This is a genomic window from Limnothrix sp. HT2024, assembly GCF_059138625.1.
Genome location: NZ_CM181121.1, coordinates 1,871,745 through 1,891,778, shown reverse-complemented (window position 1 = coordinate 1,891,778; position 20,034 = coordinate 1,871,745). Strand labels below are relative to the sequence as shown.

The 20,034-nt window shown below is 58.1% G+C and carries 14 protein-coding genes and 1 tRNA gene; 8 read left to right on the top strand and 7 right to left on the bottom strand.

From position 1 onward, the window contains the following. Positions 1 to 143 precede the first annotated feature (143 nt). On the bottom strand, positions 144 to 2,138 hold the full coding sequence (locus AC2IAX_RS07610) for a PP2C family protein-serine/threonine phosphatase (RefSeq protein ID WP_494390016.1): 1,995 nt from the start codon (positions 2,136 to 2,138) through the stop codon (positions 144 to 146). A gap of 248 nt (positions 2,139 to 2,386) precedes the next feature. On the opposite strand from AC2IAX_RS07610, the gene AC2IAX_RS07605 reads away from it, so the two are divergent. The 3 genes from AC2IAX_RS07605 (at position 2,387) to AC2IAX_RS07595 (ending at position 5,020) form a co-directional block, all read left to right on the top strand. Next, a complete protein-coding gene (locus AC2IAX_RS07605) occupies positions 2,387 to 2,830 on the top strand; it encodes an NfeD family protein (protein ID WP_494390015.1) in 444 nt (147 codons plus the stop codon). After that, on the top strand, positions 2,831 to 3,769 hold the full coding sequence (locus AC2IAX_RS07600) for an SPFH domain-containing protein (protein ID WP_199291484.1): 939 nt from the start codon (positions 2,831 to 2,833) through the stop codon (positions 3,767 to 3,769). A 312-nt stretch (positions 3,770 to 4,081) separates the two neighbouring features. Beyond that, positions 4,082 to 5,020, top strand: coding sequence for an N-acetylmuramoyl-L-alanine amidase (locus AC2IAX_RS07595; RefSeq protein ID WP_494390014.1), 939 nt, complete (start codon positions 4,082 to 4,084; stop codon positions 5,018 to 5,020). A 564-nt stretch (positions 5,021 to 5,584) separates the two neighbouring features. Here the strand turns inward: AC2IAX_RS07595 and map are convergent. Continuing rightward, complete coding sequence (gene map, locus AC2IAX_RS07590) at positions 5,585 to 6,427, bottom strand: type I methionyl aminopeptidase (RefSeq protein ID WP_494390013.1); 843 nt, start codon at positions 6,425 to 6,427, stop codon at positions 5,585 to 5,587. 981 nt (positions 6,428 to 7,408) lie between these two features. Between map and AC2IAX_RS07585 the strand changes: the two genes are divergently transcribed. Both AC2IAX_RS07585 and AC2IAX_RS07580 read left to right on the top strand, forming a co-directional pair. Next, complete coding sequence (locus AC2IAX_RS07585) at positions 7,409 to 8,368, top strand: histone H3 family protein (RefSeq protein ID WP_494390012.1); 960 nt, start codon at positions 7,409 to 7,411, stop codon at positions 8,366 to 8,368. A gap of 95 nt (positions 8,369 to 8,463) precedes the next feature. Next, complete coding sequence (locus AC2IAX_RS07580; RefSeq protein WP_099535257.1) at positions 8,464 to 9,468, top strand: pentapeptide repeat-containing protein; 1,005 nt, start codon at positions 8,464 to 8,466, stop codon at positions 9,466 to 9,468. Positions 9,469 to 9,819: 351 nt separating this feature from the next. Here the strand turns inward: AC2IAX_RS07580 and hisG are convergent, their stop codons facing one another. From hisG to AC2IAX_RS07560, 4 genes are all read right to left on the bottom strand, one after another. Next, positions 9,820 to 10,464 (bottom strand): ATP phosphoribosyltransferase, encoded by a 645-nt coding sequence (gene hisG, locus AC2IAX_RS07575; protein ID WP_494390011.1) that lies wholly within the window; start codon positions 10,462 to 10,464, stop codon positions 9,820 to 9,822. Between the two features lie 125 nt (positions 10,465 to 10,589). Further along, positions 10,590 to 10,817 (bottom strand): DUF1049 domain-containing protein, encoded by a 228-nt coding sequence (locus AC2IAX_RS07570; protein ID WP_494390010.1) that lies wholly within the window; start codon positions 10,815 to 10,817, stop codon positions 10,590 to 10,592. Between the two features lie 111 nt (positions 10,818 to 10,928). Then, positions 10,929 to 11,396: a CYTH domain-containing protein gene (locus AC2IAX_RS07565; RefSeq protein WP_494390009.1), complete on the bottom strand. Its 468-nt coding sequence runs from the start codon at positions 11,394 to 11,396 to the stop codon at positions 10,929 to 10,931. A 199-nt stretch (positions 11,397 to 11,595) separates the two neighbouring features. Beyond that, positions 11,596 to 11,668 (bottom strand) — tRNA-Ala (locus AC2IAX_RS07560). A gap of 250 nt (positions 11,669 to 11,918) precedes the next feature. On the opposite strand from AC2IAX_RS07560, the gene AC2IAX_RS07555 reads away from it, so the two are divergent. From AC2IAX_RS07555 to AC2IAX_RS07545, 3 genes are read left to right on the top strand one after another with little or no spacing between them, the layout of a single operon-like run. After that, positions 11,919 to 13,469 carry an efflux RND transporter periplasmic adaptor subunit gene (locus tag AC2IAX_RS07555; RefSeq protein WP_494390008.1) on the top strand — a complete coding sequence of 517 codons (1,551 nt, stop codon included), beginning with the start codon at positions 11,919 to 11,921 and terminating at the stop codon, positions 13,467 to 13,469. Positions 13,470 to 13,474: 5 nt separating this feature from the next. Then, positions 13,475 to 16,771 (top strand): efflux RND transporter permease subunit, encoded by a 3,297-nt coding sequence (locus AC2IAX_RS07550; RefSeq protein ID WP_494390007.1) that lies wholly within the window; start codon positions 13,475 to 13,477, stop codon positions 16,769 to 16,771. A 49-nt stretch (positions 16,772 to 16,820) separates the two neighbouring features. After that, positions 16,821 to 18,581: a SpoIIE family protein phosphatase gene (locus AC2IAX_RS07545; protein ID WP_494390006.1), complete on the top strand. Its 1,761-nt coding sequence runs from the start codon at positions 16,821 to 16,823 to the stop codon at positions 18,579 to 18,581. A gap of 35 nt (positions 18,582 to 18,616) precedes the next feature. On the opposite strand, the gene AC2IAX_RS07540 is transcribed toward AC2IAX_RS07545, so the two are convergent. Continuing rightward, positions 18,617 to 19,762: a cob(I)yrinic acid a,c-diamide adenosyltransferase gene (locus tag AC2IAX_RS07540; protein WP_099535242.1), complete on the bottom strand. Its 1,146-nt coding sequence runs from the start codon at positions 19,760 to 19,762 to the stop codon at positions 18,617 to 18,619. Between the last annotated feature and the right edge of the window lie 272 nt (positions 19,763 to 20,034).

Below are 20,034 nucleotides of genomic sequence, written 5' to 3'. Positions count from 1 at the left end.
CTGGAATGCCCAGAACGCAGAATTACCTACGTGGCGTTCGGTTCCAGTCGCGATTTTGGTCGTGATTCTGGATTTTCCCACACAAACCGCAGCGGAAACGGGTGATTAAGAGATCAATAACTAGCCATCAAAAAATTCACTGACTAGGGGCCGGGAACGGGTAGTTCTTCGGTGGTGGTGCTGGGCGCAGGCTTGCCCGGCTGTGTGGGGCGGCTGGGGGAGGAGGGTGTACGGTTGGGATCGGGTCGATCGCCCCCGGAGGGACGCAGGGCGATGGCCAGGGCGATCACCCCCAAAATGACCAAGGCGATCGCGCCCAGACCCATCCACTGGGGTTTGCTCAGGCCCGGGTGCGATCGGCGGCGACGCTGGGAACGGGGAGGACGGCTGGTGGTTTGCAACAGGGCTTGGGACGCTTCGGACATTTCCGATTCCCAGGTGGCCGGAGCCAGGGCCACGGCTTCGGGGGCCGCAGTCCAGGGATCGGGAATGCCCACGTTCAGGGGACTGAGACGACAAAGCAGGGCCACGGCGGTGGTGTTGTCGCTGCCATTGGTGGCGACGGCGGCGGCCACCCAGGCTTTGAGGGTCTCGTTGAGCGATCGCGTGCCGGTCACAATCCCCAATCCGTATTCCCGCCAGGTTTGTTCCACCCAACCCCGATCGCTGAACCCATCGGAACAAAGCAACAGCAGCCCATCCTCATCCACAATCCAGCGTTGAACATGGGGGTGCAAATTCTCTGCTTCCTTGGCTCCCAGGGCTTGGGCGATCGCGCTGCCATTGGGTTGGTTCAGGGCTTCGCGATAGGCACGGAAACCGGTTTCTGCCTCGCGGCCCGCCAGGTCGTCATCCACCGTCAAGGGAATGCAGCCGCCCATGGAAATCCAATAGGCTCGACAGTCGCCCACGTGAGCAATGTAGAGATCGCGGGCAATGGTGGCTTGTTCCACGAAGGGGGGCCGCAGGGGTTGGGGCAGGGCGATCGCCAGGGCGGTGGTGGTGGCCATCCGCTGGCGGGCTTCCCGGCCTTGACTGTCGTTTTGGGTGGCAATCAGATTGTTGGCTACCCGCAGCATGGCCCGAATCTGTTCCGTGGCGATCGGGGCTTCGATCGATTCGCCGCTTGTAATCGCCTCAGAAATCAGAGCTTGGGCCTGCAATTGCAATGACTGCATGGCCATTTGGCTGGCCACTTCGCCCCGTTCGCGCCCACCCAACCCATCGCAAACAATCGCCACGCCGGGATCAATCGCCCCCACGGGCGGCAAGGGCGAAAAGGTGTCGGGATAGCAGGTGTCTTCGTTGTTCGATCGCTGGCGACCCGGATCCGTGAGGCCCGCTGCGGTCACCGTCAAATCGTATTGAGCTTGGGTTTCTTGGATCAGGCGATCGAGCAGGCTGGCCGCTCCGGCCGCATTCAACGCGCCTTGGCGAATTTGGGTACACCAATCCTGAAGCCGCACTCCCAGCAGGGCATCGGTTTCCGTCGAGACCTGTGGCAACCAACCGGTTAGCCAAGCAAACCACAAATCCCCCAACCGCCGAAAATTCCCTTCCCGATCGGCCTCATCGGCCATCAACTCCCGCAGCCACAAACGCCCCCCCTGAATCCGCACGTTTTGTAACGAAAGCAGGCTGGCGGTCACGCCTTCCGCCGCCAGGGCGGGCCATAGGTCTAACAGTTGTCGCAACCAATGGAGCCGCCGCAGATTTCGGGCCCCACCCCAAGCTTCATTAATGCTCGGGTAGGGTTGACCCTGATCGTTCAGGGGCGCGTTTTCCAGCAGGATTGTATCGGGTGACTGATCACCCATTAGGCAAAGACCATAAAACTGAGGCACGTGGCGGGCCCAGCGATGGAGCCGCAGATAGGGCAGGGATCGATCGGGCAGTTGGGGCGGCACATCGGGCGATCGGGCCGGTTCCGTCTCCAGCCACACAGACGGCGCTTGCACGTAATAGCGCCCGGCCACCATGCTGCCCACCGGAATCGCTGCCGCCACTTCTCCCACGGCCCACAGGTAGCGATAGAGCAGCGGTGTTTGACACTCGCTACAGCGCTCCCGCCCGATCGCATTGCGAGGTTGGGCACAATTTGGATTTACGCAGTAGATGGGCGGCTCAAGTCCGTTCATGGCTGGCAAGCACAGTAGCGGATACCGCTCGATTGTATCCCTGGAATCTTCCGGATCCCGCCGATCCACGGATCCCATTGATGGATCAAGTTGAATCAACTGGATTACTTCATCGATTCAACAGTGTTCACCGTTCACCGGAAACGAATCAACGGGCCCCATCAACAGGACAGCCCAAAACCCGAAAGCTAGAATGGCCTCAGACCGGTCGGCTCTTGCCACCCCTCCCTTCTGAACAGCCGGTTCCTATGTCCTTAACCACCCTTTGGATCCTGCTCGGTGCAGGGTTGTGTTTAGCAGAACTGTTTGTGCCCACGGCCTTTGTGGCGGCGGTGATGGGAGTCAGTGCGCTGGTGGTGGCTCTGGTGTCGGTGGTGTTGCCCAGTGCGCCCCTGCAAGTGGGGCTGTGGTTGGGGTTGTCGGTGGTGATGATTCGGGCGGCCCGGCAATGGCTCGATCGCCCCGCCCCGAAGCAACATTGGGACGCGATCGAGGGGCAAACCCTCACCGCAATTGCCCCCGGCCAACCCGGCCGCGTCCTCTATGAAGGACAATCCTGGGCCGCCCGTTGCCAAGACACCAGCCAGGCGATCGCCCCGCAAACCCCTGTGTATATCGTTGGCCGCCAGGGAACAACCCTGTGGGTGCTACCGATCGAGCATTGGCCAGACAACCTAGAAACAGAGGCATAAATGAGCACTTTCTTGATCCTTGCCCTCGCCCTGGGCGGCACAGCCCTCTCGGGCATCAAAATCATCAACCAGGGTGATGAAGCCTTGGTGGAGCAGTTGGGAAAATACAAGGGAAAACGCCTGGAACCGGGTATTAACTACGTGATTCCCGTGCTGGAGCGTGTGGCCTATCGGCAAACCTTGCGGGAGCGGGTGATTGATATTCCGCCCCAGCAATGCATCACCCGGGACAATGTGAGCATTACGGCCGATGCCGTGGTCTATTGGCGAGTGGTGGATCTCGAAAAATCTTTTTATAAGGTTGAAAATCTGCAAATGGCCATGACGAATTTGGTGTTGACCCAGATTCGATCGGAAATGGGCAAGTTGGAACTGGATGAAACCTTTACGGCCCGGGAACGGGTGAACGAAGTTCTGCTTCAGGATTTGGACATTGCCACGGATCCTTGGGGTGTGAAGGTGACCCGGGTGGAACTGCGCGACATCATCCCCTCCAAGGCCGTGCAGGAATCGATGGAACTGCAAATGTCCGCCGAGCGACGCAAACGGGCGGCCATTCTCACCTCGGAAGGGGAGCGGGAATCGGCGGTGAACTCCGCCCGTGGCCAAGCGGAGGCCCAAGTGCTGGAGGCGGAAGCTCGGCAAAAGGCGGCAATTTTGGCGGCGGAGGGGGAACGTCAGGCGATCGTCCTGAAGGCCCGGGCTGACCAAGAGCGACAGGTGCTGCAAGCCCAGGCTACGGCGCAGGCCCTGAAAATTGTGGCCCAGTCACTTCAGCAAGATCCCAAAGCGGCGGAGGCCCTGCAATTTCTGATCGCCCAAAGCTATTTGGCGACGGGCCAGGCGATCGGCAGCAGCAACAGCAGCAAGGTGATGTTCATGGATCCGCGCAATATTTTGTCCACCCTCGAAAGTCTAAAGACATTGACGGGCGATTAAGCCTAGGGGGCGATCGGGCAGCGGCTCCAATGCGCGATCAAGCCAATCCCTCAGCCCTTATCACTCATCAACAGTTCATTAACTTGCGCCAGTGGTCTCAGGCGCTTGGGCAATCTTCCGGCCCTGCGCTTAAATGGGGGCGGGACTTGCGGCGCTCGGCCTTGGATCGATCGGGATGGATCGGGATCGGTCAGGATCGATCGGGACTGGATGGATTCTGGGTTTGGATCTGGACTCGGATCGAGTCGATCGAGCCGTGGCGACCATTTCCCAATCAGCTTCCCCGGGACTCAGCGAGGCATTAACCAAATCATGAAATATGGAATCGACATGGGCCACAACGCCCCTCCCGACACTGGGGCGCGCGGCATCCGGTTTGAAGACGAGCTAACTATCGCCGTTGGCACAAGGGTGATTAACAAGCTGCGAGCCTTGGGACACACGGTGGTCAATTGCACCCCCCGTAGCGCCTCCAGCGTCACCAACTCCCTTTGGCAGCGCTGTAACGTGGCGAATCTCAACCGGGTTGATGCGTTTGTGTCGATTCACTTCAACTCCTTCAACACGGTGGTGAATGGTACGGAAGTTTTTGCGGCCAGCACCACGGGCGAACGGTTGGCGGCTCCCGTGCTGCGTGAAATTGTAGCCCTGGGGTTCAACAGCCGTGGGGTCAAAAATGGCGCGCATTTATACGTGATTCGCAACACGTCTGCACCGGCCATTTTGGTGGAATGCTGTTTTTGCGATTCTCGTCGGGATATGGATTTGTTTGATCCCGAAAAGATGGCTAACGCGATCGTGAAGGGATTAACGGGACAATTACCCAAGCCCGAAGCCACCCCAACGCCAACCCCGGCGCAGTCCAGCGCCCAGGTCTTGGAATTGCAGCGCACCTTGAACCGGCTCCGAATTTTAGATCGCAACAACCAGCGCCTAGCTGAAGATGGGTTCGTTGGCCCGTCCACCACATCGGCCACCCAGCGATTGCAGGCGATTTTGGGTTTGGTAACGGATGGAGTGGCGGGCGATCGCACCTGGGTGAACATTCGGCAAATTTTGGCCAAGCCGATTTTGCGGCCCAACCAAAGCTCCGGCCCCGCCGTGCGCTACTTGCAATTTCGGGTGGGCGTGGCGATCGATGGCATCTATGGCCCCGGAACCCTGGAGGCGGTGCGCCGTTTCCAAACCCAAAACCGCCTGACGGTGGATGGCATTGTGGGGCCACAAGTTTGGGCCGCCCTGATTGGCTAGCGGAATGGGCCTCAAGGCCTGAGCAATTACGATCGCCCGCTCATTCGCTAGAAAATATAAAAAGGCCGATCGATTGCGATTCATGGGCAATCGATCGGCCTACCTAAGGGCTTGGGTTTCCCAACCTTTGCTCGGTTATTGAGCAGTCGCCGAGACTGAATCCCAGCATTCAAGCCCGAAACTTTAAAATTGCAACTTCAAGGCCGGCTGCTGAATCGAGGGTGTCTTGAGGGTCTGCCGTCATTGCTTGAAATCAGGTGAAAACGGCTGATTCACCATGCCTCCAGCGCCCTAACAAGGGGCTTAAGCCCCTTGCTGCCCACGATCCGCTAACGGTGGAATTAGGGTTTCAGGCGACATCCCCCCAGTGCCGTAACAAGGAGCTTAAGCCCCTTGCTGCCCACGATCCGCTAACGGTGGAATCAGGGTTTCAGGCGACATCCCCCCAGTGCCGTAACAAGGAGCTTAAGCCCCTTGCTGCCCACGATCCGCTAACGGTGGAATTAGGGTTTCAGGCAATTTGACGGCAAGCCCTCGACTCTGGTGTAAAGCTCTTGGCGCGATTTAAACCTTAGTGCGATCGGTCAAAATTTCAAAGCCATCCTCCGTCACCAGCACCGTATGCTCCCATTGGGCTGACCAGGAGCGATCGACCGTTACGGCCGTCCACTTGTCACTCAAAATCTTGGTTTTCTTGGAACCCGCATTCAAAATCGGCTCGATCGCCAGGGTCATCCCCGCCCGCAGCCGCACATTCGGCAGCTCACGGGTTCGGAAATTAAACACCGCCGGTTCTTCGTGCAGATTGCGCCCCACGCCGTGACCGGTGAAATCTTCCACCACCGAGTAGCCATTGGCCTTCACCACGTCCTCGATCGCCCCGGCAATGTCCAGCAGCGTTGCCCCCGGCTTCACCTGATAAATTCCCGCCATCAGGGACTCTTCCGCCACCCGTGCCAGGCGATCGGCCTCCGGAGAGACCTGCCCCACCCGCACCGTCACACAGGAATCGCCATGGAACCCGTTGAAATAGGCTCCCGTGTCTACCTTCACAAGGTCGCCACTTTGGATCGTCTTTTTCGAGTTGGGAATTCCATGCACCACTTCATTATTAATGGAGGCGCAAATGGAAGCTGGGAAACCGTGATAGCCCTTGAAGCTGGGCACGGCTCCCAGTTCACGAATTCGCTTTTCCGCATGGCGATCGAGGTCGGCCGTGGTCATGCCCGGTTCTGCCAACTCCAGAATTTCCTTCAGCACCGTTGCCACGATCGCCGAAGCCTGCCGCATGATCTCGATCTCGCGCTTCGATTTAATTTCAATACCCCGGCGATTTTTTTGAATGCGCGGGCCCGTTTGCGAGTCGGCAGGCTTGGACTTGGGCAGCAGGTCGGCAAAAACGTTCATGGTGTTAGCAGGTGGTGTTAGCGATCGAAGCGACAGTGGGGAAGGCAATGTCCCTCTAGAGCTTATCAAAAAACTTTACAAGCCTGGGGGACTCTGGCCGGGGCTGGGTAACAGCCGGGTGCTTGCTGACTTAAGGCCCTGGCCGGCGCTGCCCAAGCCGGGGCGCACCCAATTCCCGTCAGCCACAGCCCAGCAATCAGCAATGGCATCAGGATCGATATCAGGATCGATCGCCCGATCGCTCGTTTGGCTGTTTTGAACCCCAGTTGCGTCTTAGCAAATAAGGTTGCCATTATTGGCGCATTGGAATCGACCAAACAAATGTCAATTTCCGTAAGTTCTGAATTTTCATGATCCTAATTTCCCGATTCTCGAAAAAGTGATTCAATCAAACTGGGTTACCCCGTCATTTTCTTGATCTTTGATTAATCAACAAATCAATAACCCATTCAATGCTTGAAAAACAGTCAAAAACATCTTTCAAAACAAGATAAAAAAGCCTGAAGCTCGATTTTGGTAATGAATTGGATCGATTACCCTACTGCCCTAATTGTCCTAAATCTAGTGTAGGACGGGCTGGTGGCTTCACAAATGGTAAATCACTGGACAGGAGCACGGTTACTGACTAAAAAACAAGATTGGAAAACCGCGTGCGAGATCGATATTGGTGGATCGATCTCGCCAGGGTAAGGCATACTCAAAGTGACCCTTGACCATGCCACTTCTCCCGAACAGCCTCCCTGTGCTCTGAACAGTCTGCAAGAGCACAGCGTTTGTTGTCTAATTCCTGATGTAATGGAGAAGATCTGCATGATTGGCGGTAATCGACGGACTGTTGCGCTCATTGCCCTGGATGATGCTGATGCTGCCAAAAGCGACTGGTAAGCTCCCGCTATCGCCCTGGTTCGACTGCGATCGACTCAATTTGGGTGCAGCCCGATTTCCTCTCCCTGGACTCTCGCGTTTTGACCCCTTGGCCCTATGAGCGATATTCCCTCCATCCTCCAAGACCTCGCACGGGAGTTAGAACGCGACCCAGAAATTGTTCGCATTAAAAAACTGCTGCTGTTGGCCTGTACGGGGCACTGGGAAGGCGATAACCAGAAAATTGCCCTGCTCGATACGGGGCGGTTGCTGCAACGGCTGCAATCCTTATCGCCCACGATGAATCATCTAACGACTCGGTTAAACCGAGCAGCAGCTCACCTGAATAAGCCTCAGGTGTATGGGGTAATTGCCAGTCGCATTAGCCAGCGATTGGGGAATCTTTGTCATGATCCGGACGGGGAAGCCACCCTCACCAGCACGGAACCGCGTTTGCCGGTGGAGTCTGGAGACGAGCGGACGGTGCTGTCTTTCCAAGGCCCCAGCCACAGTGCAGAACCGGCGATTGTGGCTCGGGATCCATCCCAGGACACCATGACCAATCGGCCGGTGATGAATTTGGCGGCCTACGATTGGTTTGCGGTGCGATTTGAATTATTGCGGGCTACAAACCCGTTGCGGGTGAAAATTCTCAGCTTTTTCACGCTGGATCCCCAAACCAGTTTTAATGCCTATACTTGGGCTTCTATTAAGTCGGAATTGCTCGATCGCCTGTTGTATCGGCTTTGCGAAGCTTGTCCAACCCTGGATGATTTGGAAGAACGCTTGCAAAGCACGGTGAATCGCTTCCCGGAAGTGGAAGAATATGCCCAGGCTGCGGAGTCAATGATTCGCGTGCTCGATCGAGCCATCTATTCAGCGGATCCGGAACCGAAACCCCTGGCCCAAGAATCCTTTGGCGCAACGGGACGTTTTCCGGGCTTTGAAATGTTTGGCGAGGCGGCGGAAAAAACGCAACTTAGCTCTGGCTTACCCATGGAAGCTGAGGATGAGGACGATGAGACAGAACGATCGATGTTTGCGATCGAAAATGTCTTTACCCGATCGCATCCCTAGGCACACTGAGGCTGACCTGAGCGATCGCCCTTGGCCCAGCTCCGCGCGCGGCCTGCCACATTCCCTGTCTTCTTTCCTGGAAGCCCAACAGACCCATGGACGCACAAGCCATCTTGCAACGCTACAAAGCAGGTGAGACCAACTTCAGTGGCCTCAACCTGAGCGGCTGCAAACTGATTCGCGCGGATCTCGTGGGTGTGAATTTCACCGGAGCCGACCTCAGCCACGCCAATTTGATTTTGTCTTATCTCAATCGGGCGGTGCTGCGAGGGGCCAACTTAACCCACATCAAACTGAGCGGGGCCAACCTCGATCGCGCCAACCTGAGTGCGGCGAACTTGCGGGATGCGGACTTGCACGGGGCCCGGCTGGAAGCGGCCGACCTGCGCAATGTGAATCTTTCCCTGTCGATTTTGACCGATGCCAACCTGGTGGAGGCGGACTTGCGCAACGCCAACCTCAGCGGCATCAATGCCCGAGGGGCCTGCCTGCGGGGGGCCAATCTGCGCGAAGAAAAGCGGGTCTATCAAGGGGCCAACCTCCGGGGAGCCGATTTAAGCTTTGCAGATCTGCAAGGGGCGGATTTGTCTGGGGCGGATCTGACCCGTGCGAATTTGACGGGGGCCAATTTGCGGGAAACCGTTCTGCGCGGGGTGAACTTGATGGAAGCCAACCTGAGCGGGGCCATTTTGTGTAATGCGGCCCTCAGCGACAGCAACTTGGAGCGGGCCACACTGCTTCAGGCAAATCTCACGAGTGTGCGGGCTGAGCGAACCATTTTCAATGAATGTAATCTCAACGGCAGTGTGTGTCAGATGGCGCTGTTTGCGGATGCTAAATTTGCCCACGCCAAGATGTTGCAGTCGGATTTTTCCTATGCGCGCTTAACTCGGGCTGATTTGCGCCGGGCGGATATGACCCGATCGAACCTGTCCCAGGCGGATTTGGTGGATTCGTTCTTGACGCGCACCAACTTGCGAGATGCCAACATGACCAAGGTGCTGTTAAATCGGGCGGAAATGAGCAGTGCAAACCTCAACGGCGCAAACTTGACCAACGCCACCATGCCCGACGGTCAAATTTATTATCAAAATTACTGAACCACTGAAATAACCAACTGAAATAACCAGTTCTGAAGTAACCCAAAATAACCAACCCTAAAATGGCTGACTCCGCCTGGACGAGGGCCTGTTGTCATCAAGTCAAAACGGCTGATCTTCCGTGCCCTAATCGTCGTAACAAGGGGCTTAAGCCCCTTGTCCCCCACGATCCGCCAACGACAGATCTAGGGTTTCGTGCTCAACGACGACATGCCCTCAGCCCCTTGTCCCCCACGATCCGCCAACGACAGATCTAGGGTTTCGTGCTCAACGACGACATGCCCTCAGCCCCTTGTCCCCCACGACCTGCCCAGGGTGGAATCAGGGTTTCAGGTAATTTGACGACGGGCCCTAGGCCGCCTGAGCCAGGGCCGATCGCAGCGCGTCCAAATAGCCCCCCACGTTGTAGGTGTTTAGGCGGTAGCTGACCGGGTGGACAATGAGTCGGGCTGTGCTTTCAAACAACACCTCAATTTCCACCAAGCCGTTCTCCTTGAGGGTGCGCCCCGTGGCCACCAAGTCCACGATCGCCTCAGACATGCCCGTGATCGGCCCCAATTCCACGGAGCCGTAAAGGGGCACAATCTCCACCGGTAGATCCAACGATTGGAAATATTCGCGGGCACAGCGCACAAATTTGGAAGCGATGCGGCTATGGGCCGGCAGGTCGATCGCCCGTTGATAGGGCCCATCCGCCTGGACTGCCACCGACATGCGACAGCCCCCAAAGCCCAAATCCAGCACGTTGGCAACGTTGGGCGCTTTTTCCCGCAGCACGTCGTAGCCCACAATGCCCAACTGCGCTTGGCCACATTCCACATAAACCGGCACATCACCATTGCGCACCAGCATGGCCCGCGCCGTACCGGTGGGGTCGGTCACTTGTAGTTGGCGGTTGCTTTTGTCGAGCAGGACGCTGAAGTCTAGGCCCGCAGCGGCTAGCAATTGCACGCTATCGGCCAGGAGGGAGCCTTTGGGAATGGCGATGGTCAGCACAGGGCGATCGGGGGGTGGGATGGGGCAAGGTTTCGCCCGCCTATTGTATAGATCTATTTCCCGCGTGGCGCATCTTTTGTTTGGGTGCTCGTGTCCTTTGGGCTGAATTGCGGCCCAAGCTTGCGTTAACGTCGCTGACTCGATCGACCGCTGGGCAACAGGGGAAACAGGCCCGCCGCCACCACGCCCGCCCCAAAGCCCGTGGCCAACAGGAAACCAAATGGCATTTGCACGGTGCGAGATCCAAACCACTGCACGGAAACAAGGGTGGCGTTTTGGACGGAGATGAGGGCGATTCCGATCGTTCCTGTGGCCACAATCAGAGCGATCGCCAGGTTGACTAGTTTGCCCATTTTTTACCTAATTTTTGACCTATTGTTTCGACTGAACTCGGTATTGTCCATCGAGTAATTCAACAATTGCTTGAAAACGTTGCCTGGAAAGCTACCAATCTGCCTTAAAAATTACCAAGTGCTGAAGGGGCGATCGGCTAAGGCAGAATTACGATAGCGGGGATCGTGAGACACTTCTTCACCAATCCAGTCTGGTAACTGCACCGGTTGATCGGGGCGATCGAGTTCAATTTCTGCCACGATCAGTCCCGCATTGCTGCCAAAAAATTCATCGATTTCCCAGCAACCTTCCGCACAAGGCAACCGATAGCGAATTTTGTCGATCGGGGGCGAAACACAGAGCGTCGCCAACATTTCCGTGGCATCAATGACGGGAATTTCGTATTCGTATTCCGATCGTGCCAGGCCGTCGGTTTGGCCTTTGATGGTTAGAAATGCCCGATCGCCCGCAATGCGTGCCCGCACGGTGCGTAAGGGATCTGACCACAGATAGCCCTGTTGGTAGCGTTTGCCCGGCTGGACAAGATCGCGCCAACGGTTCGATCGCACCAGAAATTTCCGCTCAATCTCGATCGCCATGGGAAGTCGCTGTTGATCAGGATATTGAGTCTGAATGTTCAGGTTTGAATATTCGAGCTTGAATATTCGGGTTTGAATATCTCGCTTTGAATATCCAGGACTGAGGCTTCAGATTTTCCCTAAATTTTCAGGGATCTCTTCAACCGTTTGGGTTTATTTTTAAGTTTATTGTTAGTTTGCTGTTCCTTGGGGAACGGGATGGAGCTAAGCGGATTCGAACCGCTGACCCCTTCAATGCCATTGAAGTGCTCTACCAACTGAGCTATAGCCCCGTTCAGCGAAGTCAATAATCGCCTAAAAGTTTGGATTCGTCAACCCAATCGACCAAATTCTTTTTCGGCGGAATTGGGATCAGGTGCGCTAAGGTAGCACTGCTTCTGTAAAGAACCATTACGAAATTAATCCTCCCGCCGATCGCGCCAGTCCGACTAGCCAATGGCACGAGCCATCGAGTCTTGCGGGGCGATCGGCTCCGGCAGAACTGCTCCACAGCTTTAACTGCTCCCATCAACTGATCGACCCATGAATAACCCTTCAGTTCCTCCAACGGTGTCCCTTGGGTTGCCGATCGGCTTGGATCGATCGCCCCAAAGGCGGTTTCGATCGGGTCCCTGTGGTGACCGCCCTGGCCCCTCGGCAAAGCTTGGGTTTGCAACCGATTCTGAAACGAATCCCCGCGTCAGGCTCGGTTTCATGCCCGTGACGCGGGGGCAACGGCAATTTGGCCCACGATCGATTCGTCGGCGGTGGCTCAGTGGCCTCTGTGGCTTGGCCCTGTTGGCCAGCGGTTGCCAAAACGCCATTCCCCCCAGCGATGCCCAACCGGCCCCGCCGGGAGCCGCCGATCGCGCGGGGCCGCCTTCGGTGGACGTGGCCTTGGCCAAAACCGCCACTCAGCAAACCACCCAGGACTATAGCGGGACGACTCAGCCCGTTCGGGAAGTGGCCGTGCGATCGCGGGTGGAAGGCTACGTGCTGGATATGCGATCGGATGTGGGCCAAGCGGTGCGCCAAGGGCAACTGTTGGCGCGGGTGGATGCGCGGTTGCTGACCTCCGAGGCTGTGGAAGCCCAAGCGGAGGTTTCCGCCCGGGAGTTGGAAGTGGCCAGCAACCAAGCCCAAATTGGCGAAGCTCAGGCCCGCGTTGGCGAAGCAGAATTGCAATTGCAACAGGCTAAGTCTGATCTCGATCGCCTAGAGCGCCTGTTTCGGGAAGGGGCGATCGCGGAGCAAAACGTGGAAAACGCCCGCACGGCCGTGGGAACCGCCGCCAAAGCTCTCCAGGCTGCCCGACAACAGGTGAAAACCCGCCAACAGACCGTGGCCGTGGCCCGGCGCAGGGTGGCCGCCCAACAGGCAATCGCCGATCAGGCTCGCCAACGCCAAGATTTTGCACTGGTGCGATCGCCCCTCAGCGGTCTTGTGTTGGCCAAGCTGTTGGAACCCGGCAGCCTGGCCCAACCGGGCAGCGAAATTATTCGCATTGGCGACTTCAGCCAACTCAAAATTCTGGTGCGTCTGTCCGATCGATCCCTGGCGGGCGTTCGGCTGGGGCAAGGGGCCCGGGTGCGGCTGGATGCCTTGCCGGGTCAAGAATTTACCGGGCGGGTCACGGCCATTTCTCCCTTGGGCGATGCGGTGGCTCGGCAAGTGCCCGTAGAAATCACTCTTCCCAACCCCGACGGGCGCTTGGGGAGTGGTCTATTGGCTCGGGTGAGCTTTGCCCAGGCGGCCGCCGCTCGGGTCACCATTCCCGAGCGGGCCTTGGCGGTGGCCGATATGACCGATCGCGCTCCCGGTGGGGCAAGTGGTCGCGGGGGACGTTCTGCCGGAACTGGGCAACCCGCCGCCAATGCGCCTGCTCTCACCCAAGGCACGGTGTTTGTGGTGCAGGGGGAAGGAGAAGCCGTAACCGTTGCGCCCAGGTTGGTGCAGTTGGGATCCCGGTTTGATGGCCAGGTGCAAGTGCTCTCGGGTCTGCAACCGGGCGATCGCTACGTCCTGCGCAGTAGCGGCCCCCTGGCTGCGGGCGATCGGGTGCGACTGAGTGCAATTTCTGAACCCGCGAGGTAAGGCAAATGTTTGATTCGCGGCCCACGGGCTTTAGTCTCAGCGCCCTATCGATCCGTCGTCACATTGCCACCTTGATGTTGGCGGTGGCGGCGATCGTCCTCGGGGGCTTTTTTGTCAGCACCATGCAAGTGGACTTGCTGCCCTCCATCACCTATCCCCGGATTGGCCTGCGGGCCGATGCGCCGGGCGTGTCGCCGGAAGTGGCGATCGATGAAATCACCCGTCCCCTGGAGGAGGCCCTGTCAGCCACCGAAGGCGTGGTGCAGGTTTATTCCCAAACGCGAGAGGGCAGCATCAGCCTGGATTTATATTTCCAGCCGGGCGGCAACCTAGACCAGGCCCTGAATGATGCAACGGCGGCCTTTAACCGGGCCCGGGGCCGGCTGCCGGATGCGGTGGAAAATGCGCGGCTGTTCAAGTTTGACCCCTCTCAGTTGCCGGTGTATGAGCTGGCGGTGACCTCGCCCACCCAATCCCCTGCCCAGTTGCGGGTGTTTGCCGATGAAGAACTCTCGCGCGAGCTGAATGTGGTGGATGGGGTGGCCTCGGTGGATGTGTCCGGCGGGGTGGAAGAGGAAGTGCGAATCACGCTGGATCTGCAACGGCTCCAGGCGATCGGGCTAGATCTGCAAACGGTGTTGGATGGCTTGAGCGATCGCAACCAAGATATTTCCGGCGGCCGGATTTATGCCCCCGATGGGGAACCCCTGACTCGGGCCACGGGCCGGTTTCGCAGTGCGGCCGAGTTAGCCCAATTGCCCTTTGTGGTGCGGAATGGCAACGGCAGCGCCCCCACCCAAACGGTGACCCTCAGCGACTTTGCCACGGTGGTGGATGGCACGGCGGAGCAACGGGTGGAAGTGCGCCTGAATGGTCAGCCGTCGGTGAAGCTGAGTGTGCAAAAGCAGCCCGATGCCAACTCGATCGCCGTGGTGGCCGCCGTCAAACAGCGGCTTCAGGAACTGGCGGCCAATGGCACAATTCCGGGGGATGTGACCCTGTTGCCCACCTTGGACGAGTCGGTGTTCATTCAAAATGCCGTCTCCAACGTGATGTCCTCGGGCTTGATGGGGACGGGGCTGGCGGCCTTTGCGGTCTTTATCTTTTTGGGATCCCTGCGCCAAACCCTGATTGTGTCGATCTCGATTCCGCTGGCCACCTTGGCGGCGGTGATTTTGATGCGGTTTTGGGGCCTGACGATCAATGTTTTCAGCTTGGGGGGTTTGGCCCTCGGGGTGGGGATTGTGGTCGATAACTCGATCGTGATGATGGAAGCGATCGTGGAAGGAACCCGCACCAATGGCCGAGAGGTGGAGCCAGCGGAAGTGGTCGATCGGGCGATCGCCAGCAGCCAAGCGGTGGAGTCGGCCCTGTTGGCTTCCACAAGCACCAACCTGGTGGCCGTGTTGCCCTTTTTGTTCATCGGCGGGTTCATTGCCCTGCTGTTTAATGAACTGATTTTGACCATCAGCTTTGCGGTGGCGGCCTCGATTTTGGTGGCGGCCACGGTGGTGCCGTCCATGGCGGCGCGGTTGCTGGCGGTGCGTTGGTCGAGCGGGGTGGGCCGTTGGTGGCCCCTGCGGGCGTTCGATCGCTGGATGGATGGGGTGATGGTCAACTATGGCCGGCTGCTAGGCGGGCTAATGCGGGTGCGGCTGTTGGTGGTGTTGGTCATCGCCACGGCCCTCACGGTTAGCAGCCTGTCGGTGATTGGTTACATTCCCCAAGAAATCCTGCCGCGCATTGCCACGGGCCAAGCGCAATTGGTGGCCATCTTTCCACCCAGCACCACCCTGGAAACCAATCGCCAGGTGATGGAACGGGTTGACCAAATTCTGCGCCAACAGCCAGAAACGGAATACGCCTTCACCACGATCGGGGGATCCCTCTTTGGCAGCAACACCAACGAAAACCCCCTGCGCAGCACCAGCACCATCACCCTGAAACCGGGTGCCGATGTGGAAGCCTATGTGGAGCGGGTGAATGGGCAACTCCGGAAGCTGAATTTGGTGGATATTCGTCTGCGGTTGCGTCCCGGGGAAGTGCGGGGCTTGATTTTGAATAACTCGCCCGTGCGGGGGGCGGAGTTGGATGTGATTTTGCAAGGGAACGATCCGGCGGCCCTGGCGCGGGCCGGGCGGCAGGTGCTGACGGCCCTCGATGAGCAGGCCACGCTGGCGGCCTTTCGACCCGACGGCGATCGCCCGCAGCCGGAGGTGCAAATTCGCCCGGATCCCGCCCGTTTGGCCGATCTCGATCTGGACATTACCGACATTGGCCAGGCGATCGAAACGGCGATCCAAGGTTCCGTGCCCACCCAATTGCAGCGGGGGAACCGGTTGGTTGATGTGCGCGTGCGGCTTGATCGCGCCGCCATCAGCAATCCCTCCCAACTGCTAGAAATTCCCCTGTTTGCCGGGGCCGATCGGCTCGTGCGCTTGGGCGAAGTGGCCAGCCTCGACAACGCCCAAGCCCCCAGCGAAATTCAGCGAATTAATCAGCGATCGGTGTTTTTGGTGGCCGGGAACCTGAATCCCGGAGCCAGCCTCAGCGATGCCCTCGCGGAAGTGGATCAAATCCTCAGCAAGCTGGAGTTGCCTGCGGGGGTAACCCGGTTGCCCAGTCCCGCCGCCGAAAGCAATCGCCAAATCCAAGGAGCCTTGCCCCTGTTGGGTGGTTTGGCGGCCTTCCTGGTGTTTGTGGTGATGGCGGTGCAATATAACTCCCTAATTGACCCGCTGGTGATCATGTTTGCGATTCCCCTGGCCGTGGCCGGCGGGATTCTGGGTCTCTATTGGACGCAAACGGCGATCGGGGCCACGGTGGTGGTGGGTGCGGTGCTGCTGGTGGGGATTGTGGTGAACAACGCCATCATCATGGTGGAGTTGGCGAACCAACTGCGTGAACAATACCAACTCACCCGCAAAGCCGCGATCGTCCAGGCCGCACCCCAGCGACTCCGCCCGATCCTGATGACCACGATCACCACGGTTTTGGGAATGTTGCCCATGGCCCTAGGGATGGGAGCCGGGGGAGAATTTCTGCAACCCTTGGGGATTGTGGTGTTTTCGGGGTTGTCCCTGGCCACGTTGCTCACCCTATTCTTGATCCCCTGCCTCTATGTGTTGATGCATGAGTGGGTCACCTGGCCAGCAGCCTGGCTGAGCCGCCGACCCCGGGCGATCGCCCCGGTGATGGAAGGGCCCCTTGATGGCGAGCCAGAATTGGATCCGGTGACGGTTTCGATCGAACCGTCCGAGGCCGCCACAGCCGGAGACCGGCCGCCGGACTATACCCGTTAAACTCAGAGATCAACGGCGATTGCAACAGCATTCTCTGGAGATCTCGTCTATGCCCACTTCCCTGCGCCGATCGCCCCCACTGCGATTTGGCCAGGCCCAGTCGATCGGGGCCGCTGCCACTGCGGCCCTGATTGTGCTTGTGGCAACCAGCGTGCTGGTCGGTTCCGAAAACCGCCAATTTCGCAGCCAGGAACGGGCCGCGGTACTCAGCAAACTCAGCACGGTTCGCGCCAAGCTTGAAGGCTATATCAACTCCCAACTGCTGCTGGCCGAGTCCTTGGCGGCCTATGTGGCCGCCAACCCCCAAGTAACCCAGGCGGAATTTGCCCGCATGGGTACGGTGCTGCTGGAAAAAAACAGCGGCATCCGCAGTGTCAACTTGGCTAAAAACTCTGTCATTAGCCATATTTACCCCTTACGGGGGAATGAGTTGGCCTTGGGATTGAACTTGGTGGCCAAACCGGAGCAACGGGCCGCCGTGGAACGCGCCATTCAACAAAAGCGCTCCACCATTGCCGGCCCCGTGAAGTTGGTGCAAGGGGGAGTCGCTTTCATTAACCGCACCCCGGCTTTTGTGGTGGATCAACCGGGCTTGAACCCGTCGCCGACCTACTGGGGGCTAGCCAGTGTGGTGGTGGATGAAATGGCGATCTATGAAGCGGCGGATTTGCCGAAAGTGAGCCAAGATTTGGCGCTTACCATTCGGGGCAAGGACGGCCTGGGAGAGCGGGGCGATGTGTTTTGGGGGCAGGCTCAGGTTTTTCAGCAGGATCCGGTGTTGGTGGGGGTGGCGATTCCCAATGGCACTTGGCAGTTGGCGGCAACTCCCCGATCGGGCTGGCGCGATCGATCCCCGATTGCGGGGGTGATTTGGCTGCTGGGCGGTGCGCTGTCGATCGGGGTGGGGGCGGTGGTTTGGAAGCTGATGGGCGAGCCGACCCGCCTGCAACGGGCCGTTGACCAAGCCACGGCGGAGTTGCAAACGGCCCTACAGGATTTGCGCCAGGAAATGGACAACCGCCAGCAGGTGGAAGCGGCCTTGAGCAACAGCCAATTAGCCCTAACCAAAACCCAAGCGGAGTTAGAAATTGCCCATCGCTTACACAAAATGCTGCTGCCGCCCAAGAGCGAATTGGCGGCGATCGAACCGTTAGAAATTGCCAGCTTCACGGCGGCAGCGGCGGAAGTGAGCGGTGATTATTACGATGTGATTTGTCAGGGCGATCACATCAAAATTGGCATCGGTGATGTGACGGGCCATGGCCTAGAAAGCGGCCTCTTAATGCTGATGATTCAAATGGCAGCTCGCACCCTGCTGGCAGCCTGCGAGCACAACTCAGCCCGCTTTTTAAACACGATTAACCGTGCAATTTATGAAAATTTACAACGCATGAATTTGCACAAACATGCCACCTTGGCGCTGCTGGATTATCAAGGGGGGCGGCTGTGTTTAACGGGGCAACATGAGGAGGTGATTGTGGTTCGATCGAGCGGCACGATCGAACGATTTGACACGATGGATTTGGGCTTCCCGATCGGGATTGAGCCGGATATTGCCCATTGGGTGCAGAAGGCCACCCTGGAACTTCAAGCGGGTGATGTGGTGGTGCTTTACACGGATGGCATCACGGAAGCCCAGGGCGATCGACAGACAGCCTACGGATTAGAGCGGCTTTGTTGGGTGGCTTGTCAGCAGCGCGATCGCCCAGCGGCCGAGATTTTGGAGGCGATTGTTGCTGATTTACGAAGTCACCTCAATCACCAACAGCCTGAGGATGATATGACCCTGTTGGTGCTGAAGCAACGTTAGGATTCCTGTTACCAATCCAAACCCAAAATTCAGTCCTAAAAATCTACACCACGCTTCAGATCCATGCCTTTTTCCGCATAGTGCTTGTGGCAAATCATCTCAGAATAAACGCTGGCTAGATTGAAATAGGCCGGTGGATTCAGGCAACGCCCCGTGATGATAATTTCAGTGTCTTTGGGTTTGCGTAATAGGTCACGGGCGATCGCCTCCCCATCGAGCAATTCCAAATCAACGGTGGGGTTGAGTTCATCCAGGACGATCGTTTTATATAACCCCGAGGCGATCGCCGCGCGGGCCAGTTCCCAACCGCGTTCTGCTTCGATGTAGTCCAGTTCCTGTTGCTGACCGCGCCAGACGATCGCATCGCGCCCAAACCGCAGATGATCCACCAGGCTGGGATAGCTCTGTTGCAGAGCGGCGATCGCGGCATCTTCGGTGTAGCCGCTGCCCCCTTTCAGCCATTGGGCAATCAGCACCCGGTGAGAGCTGTCCCGGCCAATGCCCCGTCCGATCGCCTGGAGCGCTTTGCCGAGGGCGCTGGTGGATTTGCCCTTGCCCGCGCCCGTGTAAATTTCAATGCCTTCAATGCCTTCCAAGTTCAGGTTGGGATCCAATTCCCGAGGGCGCATTTCCGAGTGCAAATCGGCAATGTCTAGCAGGGCTGTGGGGGCACTGCGGCCCGTGGCAATAATTTCCAACTCCGATGGCTTGTTTTTCAGGGTGCTGATCACCTCGTCAAGATCCAGTAACCCCAAGTCCAAAACGGGGTTAATTTCATCCAACACAACGACGGAATATAGCCCCGAGGCGATCGCCCCTTTGGCCACGTCCCAACCCCGCTGGGCTTCCAGGCGATCGAACTTGGTCACACCTTCGGGCCCGAAATATTCCGATCTCCCTGTGCGTACCTGGTCAATCAGGTGGGGAAAGCCCCGCTGCAAGGCCGCGATCGCCGCGTCTTCGTCGTAGGGGCGATCGGGCCCCTTCAAAAACCGCAACAGTAAAACTCGGGTTTGCCAGTCGCTGTGGATGCCCAAGCCAATCGATCGCAACACAACGCCCAAGGCCGCTTGCGATTTGCCTTTACCCGCGCCATCGTAGACGTGGATTTGCCCCAATTCCCGATCGTCGCGGGTCTGGGCTGTGCGAATACCAATGCCGTTTCGTGGTGCGGTTCTCATGCCGATGCTACAAACGTTGCTGAAGGTTACTGAAAAACCGGAATCTGAGCCATTGCTCAGGGGCCTGTGTCTGGTGCCGCTCGGGTCGTCAACGGGATAGGGAACAAGGCATCGCCCTAGGGCCTGTCGTCATTTCCTAGGATCAGGCGGAAACGATTGATTTTCCATGTCCCAGTCGTCGTAACAAGGGGCTTAAGCCCCTTCCCACGATCTGCTAACGGTGGCATCAGGGCTTCAGGTGATTTGACGACACGCCCTAGGCTCCGGCTGCC